General features: G+C 49.2%; 4 protein-coding genes, 4 tRNA genes and 1 pseudogene. 2 read left to right on the top strand and 7 right to left on the bottom strand.

What is annotated here, in order from left to right:
• Positions 1-2: 2 nt before the first annotated feature.
• From tuf to OGX66_RS02445, 5 genes are all read right to left on the bottom strand, one after another.
• The gene (gene tuf / locus OGX66_RS02465; RefSeq protein ID WP_003031109.1) at positions 3-1,187 is read right to left on the bottom strand and encodes an elongation factor Tu; all 1,185 of its coding nucleotides are present in this window, start codon (positions 1,185-1,187) and stop codon (positions 3-5) included.
• A gap of 118 nt (positions 1,188-1,305) precedes the next feature.
• Positions 1,306-1,381, bottom strand: a tRNA-Thr gene (locus tag OGX66_RS02460).
• A 5-nt stretch (positions 1,382-1,386) separates the two neighbouring features.
• Positions 1,387-1,461, bottom strand: a tRNA-Gly gene (locus OGX66_RS02455).
• A 114-nt stretch (positions 1,462-1,575) separates the two neighbouring features.
• Positions 1,576-1,660 (bottom strand) — tRNA-Tyr (locus OGX66_RS02450).
• Between the two features lie 8 nt (positions 1,661-1,668).
• Positions 1,669-1,744, bottom strand: a tRNA-Thr gene (locus OGX66_RS02445).
• A gap of 19 nt (positions 1,745-1,763) precedes the next feature.
• Here OGX66_RS02445 and OGX66_RS02440 point away from each other — a divergent pair.
• Positions 1,764-1,844 (top strand): annotated as a pseudogene (locus OGX66_RS02440) (hypothetical protein); the annotation flags it as partial.
• Between the two features lie 290 nt (positions 1,845-2,134).
• Positions 2,135-3,085, top strand: a complete 951-nt coding sequence (gene coaA / locus OGX66_RS02435) for a type I pantothenate kinase (RefSeq protein ID WP_003031107.1) — start codon at positions 2,135-2,137, stop codon at positions 3,083-3,085.
• 32 nt (positions 3,086-3,117) lie between these two features.
• Here coaA and birA read toward each other — a convergent pair whose 3' ends face one another.
• Together birA and murB are read right to left on the bottom strand one after the other, a co-directional pair.
• Entirely contained in the window at positions 3,118-4,080 is a 963-nt protein-coding gene (gene birA / locus OGX66_RS02430) for a bifunctional biotin--[acetyl-CoA-carboxylase] ligase/biotin operon repressor BirA (RefSeq protein ID WP_003031105.1), read from the bottom strand.
• Entirely contained in the window at positions 4,077-5,105 is a 1,029-nt protein-coding gene (gene murB, locus OGX66_RS02425; protein ID WP_054527940.1) for a UDP-N-acetylmuramate dehydrogenase, read from the bottom strand. The genes birA and murB overlap by 4 nt, the downstream gene beginning before the upstream one ends.
• Positions 5,106-5,292: the final 187 nt, after the last annotated feature.

Raw genomic sequence — 5,292 nt, 5'->3', positions numbered from 1 at the left:
AATTAGCTCATTACTTTAGCAACAACGCCCGCACCAACAGTACGGCCGCCTTCACGGATTGCGAAACGCAGACCGTCGTCCATCGCGATCGGGTGGATCAGGGTAACAACCATTTTGATGTTGTCGCCCGGCATTACCATCTCTACGCCTTCCGGCAGTTCGATGGTACCAGTCACGTCAGTAGTACGGAAGTAGAACTGCGGACGGTAGCCTTTGAAGAACGGAGTATGACGGCCGCCTTCGTCTTTGGACAGAATGTACACTTCAGATTCGAACTTGGTGTGCGGCTTGATAGAGCCCGGCTTAGCCAGTACCTGACCACGTTCGATTTCTTCACGTTTGATACCACGCAGCAGAACACCAACGTTCTCACCAGCACGGCCTTCGTCCAGCAGTTTGCGGAACATTTCAACGCCAGTACAGGTAGACTTAGCAGTCTCTTTGATACCAACGATTTCAACTTCTTCACCAACCTTGATGATACCGCGCTCTACACGACCGGTAACAACGGTACCACGACCGGAGATGGAGAATACGTCTTCGATAGGCAGCAGGAACGGCTTGTCAATCGCACGCTCTGGTTCTGGGATGTAAGAATCCAGGAAGCCAGCCAGTTCGATGATTTTCGCTTCCCACTCTGCTTCGCCTTCCAGCGCTTTCAGAGCAGAACCACGAACGATCGGAGTGTCGTCGCCCGGGAAATCGTACTGAGACAGAAGTTCACGAACTTCCATTTCTACCAGTTCCAGCAGCTCTTCGTCATCAACCATGTCGCATTTGTTCAGGAACACGATGATGTACGGAACGCCTACCTGACGACCCAGCAGGATGTGCTCACGAGTCTGCGGCATCGGGCCGTCAGTCGCAGCAACAACCAGGATCGCGCCGTCCATCTGCGCAGCACCGGTGATCATGTTTTTAACATAGTCGGCGTGGCCCGGGCAGTCTACGTGTGCGTAGTGGCGAGTCGGGGTGTCATATTCAACGTGAGAAGTGTTGATGGTGATACCACGTGCTTTTTCTTCCGGCGCGTTATCGATCTGATCGAATGCGCGAGCAGCACCGCCGTAGGTTTTAGCCAGTACGGTAGTGATTGCAGCGGTCAGCGTTGTTTTACCATGGTCAACGTGGCCGATAGTACCGACGTTAACGTGCGGTTTAGTACGTTCAAATTTTTCTTTAGACATCGATTGTCCCTCTAAGACACGGATAAATCGGTGATATCACCACATCAACCAGGCAATATACCTGAGCTGTTGAATGCTTTTAAAAGTACACAGAGAGAAACGGGAAGGAGAAGTGAAGTGGTGCTGATACCCAGAGTCGAACTGGGGACCTCACCCTTACCAAGGGTGCGCTCTACCAACTGAGCCATATCAGCACGTCTGGAGCGGGCAGCGGGAATCGAACCCGCATCATCAGCTTGGAAGGCTGAGGTAATAGCCATTATACGATGCCCGCATCCTGAAACTCGGCTACCCAGTTCTTTCTGTAACAAAAAAGAGATTTCTCTCTTTTCTGTTCGAGCTGATTAATTTTTTAATCAACTCAGGCGGCGATAACGCTGCCAGAAAGTGGTGGTGGGGGAAGGATTCGAACCTTCGAAGTCTGTGACGGCAGATTTACAGTCTGCTCCCTTTGGCCGCTCGGGAACCCCACCGGACTTGATGGTGCCGACTACCGGAATCGAACTGGTGACCTACTGATTACAAGTCAGTTGCTCTACCTACTGAGCTAAGTCGGCATCAAGTAGCGCGCATTTTATGGAGACATGCGCACTCATGCAACTAAAAAATTGCATAAAATGTTCTATCGCTCACATTTTGCACTATGCGACCGATAAATAATCTATTTCTTCTTTGGATTGGACAAATTTCCAACGCCAGGTGCCACCTCAGGGAGGAATTTTGCTCCGGCATGCACGCATTGATAGAGAGAAAGCACATCTTTATACATCTGGAATACCCGTCACATTGCATTTCAGAGGATGATTTTTTCTTATTATTCCCCTCCATCTGGTGTTACCCTCCTGCCCATTGTCCAAATTAACTGAAATGTGCGTGCCATTGCGTACCGGGGATGATTTCGTTTTTTACCGCAGACCTGATATAGCAATGACAGCCAGACCATGCGTATGAGTATAAAAGAGCAAGCGTTAACGTCGCCTTACCTACAGTTTGATCGCAACCAGTGGGCTGCGCTTCGTGATTCCGTGCCGATGACCCTGACCGAGGAAGAGATTGCTCGTCTTAAAGGCATTAACGAAGACTTATCGCTGGAAGAAGTTGCCGAGATTTATTTGCCTCTCTCGCGTTTGCTAAACTTTTACATCAGTTCAAACCTGCGACGTCAGGCAGTGCTGGAGCAATTTTTAGGCACGAATGGCGAGCGTATTCCTTATATTATTAGTATTGCTGGCAGCGTTGCCGTCGGTAAAAGTACGACAGCGCGTGTTTTGCAGGCCTTGCTCAGTCGCTGGCCAGAGCATCGTAAGGTCGAATTGATTACTACCGATGGCTTTCTCCACCCTAACCAGGTATTGAAAGATCGTGGACTAATGAAGAAGAAAGGCTTCCCCCAGTCCTATGATATGCATCGCTTGGTTAAATTCGTTTCCGATCTGAAATCAGGCGTACCTAACGTCACGGCACCGGTCTATTCCCATCTCATCTATGATGTTATCCCTGATGGCGACAAAACCGTTGCCCAGCCCGACATATTAATACTCGAAGGGTTAAATGTATTACAAAGCGGGATGGACTATCCTCACGATCCACATCATGTATTTGTTTCTGACTTTGTCGACTTTTCTATTTATGTTGATGCGCCAGAAGAATTACTCCAGACGTGGTATATCAACCGCTTTCTGAAATTCCGTGAAGGGGCGTTTACCAACCCGGACTCTTATTTCCATAACTATGCAAAATTATCAGAAGATGAGGCTATCAATACTGCCACATCGCTATGGAAAGAAATTAACTGGCTGAATTTAAAGCAAAACATTTTACCAACACGTGAAAGAGCCAGCTTGATTATGACTAAAAGCGCCAATCATGCCGTTGAGCAAGTCAGGCTACGTAAATAAATACAAAAGGGGAGCCTCAGCTCCCCTTTTTATTATTCAGCACTTCTCAGCGATATTTCTCCACCCATCCAGGGTTTGATCTCGCCATTTTGTTCAAGCAATAATGCACCTTGCGCGTCTATTCCACGAGAGATACCAAATATTTCTTTATCACCAATAATAAGTTTTACCGGGCGGTCGATAAAGTTATCCAGTTTCTTCCAGCGAGACAGATACGGTGCTAAACCTTCGTGCTCAAAGAGCACCAACGCAGCGCGCAACTCACGTATCAGTCGGGCAGCAAGGGTATTACGGTCAATGTTAATGCCCGCTTCCTGCAGGTTAATCCAGCCTTGATTAACCACATTTTCTTCAACCCGGCGCATGGACATATTAATACCTGCGCCGATAACAATTTGCGCGGCATCACCTGTCTTACCGGTCAGTTCAACCAGGATCCCTGCCAGTTTACGGTCGAGTAAATAGAGGTCGTTGGGCCATTTTACACGGACTTTATCCGCACCCAGATCGCGCAAAACCTCAGCCATGACGATACCAATAACCAGACTCAGGCCAATCGCGGCGGCCGGTCCTTGTTCCAGCCGCCAGAACATTGAGAGGTAAAGGTTGGCACCAAACGGTGAAAACCATTTCCGACCACGGCGACCGCGCCCGGCCTGCTGATATTCAGCGACGCAGGCATCCCCTGACTCCAGCTGACCTATTCGGTCCATCAGGTACTGATTGGTTGAGTCGATAACCGGCAGGACAGTGATATTTCCACCATCCAGTTGAGAATGAATAAGTGAGGCATCTAATAGTTGGATAGGCTCCGGTAAGCTGTATCCTTTACCTGGAACAGTAAAGACATCAACCCCCCAGTCGCGCAACGTCTGGACATGCTTATTGATTGCGGCACGGCTCATTCCCAACGTTTCACCGAGCTGCTCACCGGAATGAAATTCTCCATCGGCCAATAATGAAATAAGCGTCAGAGGGACGGTATTATCCTTCATGCAATGATCTCCACAGCATTCATTTCACCCTGCGGACCAATAAACCGGACCTCTGGTTCGAGCCAGACATTAAATTTCTCACCGACTTTTTGGCGCACATGGTGTGCAAGTTGCACTACATCCTGACTCGTCGCATTATCTGCATTGATCAGCACCAGTGCCTGCTGCTGATGTACCGCCGCGCCACCAATGCGCATACCTTTTAGCTGGCACTGATCGATAAGCCAGCCTGCTGCCAGTTTCACAGAACCATCAGCCTGCGGGTAATGAGGTGCTGTTGGGAATTTAGCCAGGAGCTCCTGTGCAATATTCCCAGTGACAACAGGGTTTTTAAAGAAGCTACCCGCATTACCGTTTACTTTCGGATCGGGCAGTTTTGTCGTGCGCATATGGCAGACAGAATCAAAAACCTGCTGAGGTGTAACTGTTGTAGGATCCAGACGCGTCAGGTCACCGTAAGTCAAAACGGGCTGCCACTGTTTAGGTAAGCGCAGACCAACGGCTACAATTGCGAAACGATCCTGGTATTCATGCTTGAAGATGCTGTCACGGTAACCAAAACGGCATTCTGTAGCACTGACGCGCAGATGTTTGCCGGTCGCCAGTTCAATGCAGTCCACATATTCGCAAACACGCTGAAGTTCCACACCATAAGCACCAATATTCTGGATTGGCGATGAGCCGACACAGCCCGGAATAAGTGCCAGATTTTCCAGGCCAGGCATGTTGTGCTCCAGCGCATAGCACACCAACTGATGCCAGTTTTCACCCGCGCCTACGTGCAAATGCCACGCATCAGGTTGCTCTGTAATCTCAATACCCTTAATACGATTGACGATCACCGTACCCTGGAAGGTATCAAGAAACAGGACGTTACTCCCTTCGCCCAGAATCAGTACTGGATGATGCGATGCATTGGCTGATTGCCAGGCATTCAGTAATTGTTGTTCATTTTCGGCGCAGACAAGTTCATTCGTTTGCTGATCGATACCGAAGGTGTTCCAGGCTTTAAGGGAGTGATTCATAGACGCTTTCCTGATGCAAAATCGCGCCTAGTTTACCGCATATACCGCAGAATGGCTTGTGTTATGCAGGCTCAGGATATTGCTTTGCACCCGATGGTGCTGCGATGTGCGTGATGCGCTGCGCTTATCAGGCCTGCACAATACGTTCAGCCCGGCGGTTTTTACCCCGCACACACGCAAAAAAGCC

The sequence above is a fragment of the Citrobacter sp. Cf072 genome (genome assembly GCF_030334485.1).
Taxonomy (GTDB): domain Bacteria; phylum Pseudomonadota; class Gammaproteobacteria; order Enterobacterales; family Enterobacteriaceae; genus Citrobacter; species Citrobacter freundii.
Note: the sequence above shows the minus strand (reverse complement) of the source record. Positions and strands in the feature narration are given on the sequence as shown.

What these genes read in the sequence shown, in the direction of transcription:
- tuf (WP_003031109.1), bottom strand. Translation starts at nt 1,187, where the DNA reads ATGTCTAAAGAAAAATTTGAACGTACTAAACCGCACGTTAACGTCGGT.
- coaA (WP_003031107.1), top strand. Translation starts at nt 2,135, where the DNA reads ATGAGTATAAAAGAGCAAGCGTTAACGTCGCCTTACCTACAGTTTGAT.
- birA (WP_003031105.1), bottom strand. Translation starts at nt 4,080, where the DNA reads ATGAAGGATAATACCGTCCCTCTGACGCTTATTTCATTATTGGCCGAT.
- murB (WP_054527940.1), bottom strand. Translation starts at nt 5,105, where the DNA reads ATGAATCACTCCCTTAAAGCCTGGAACACCTTCGGTATCGATCAGCAA.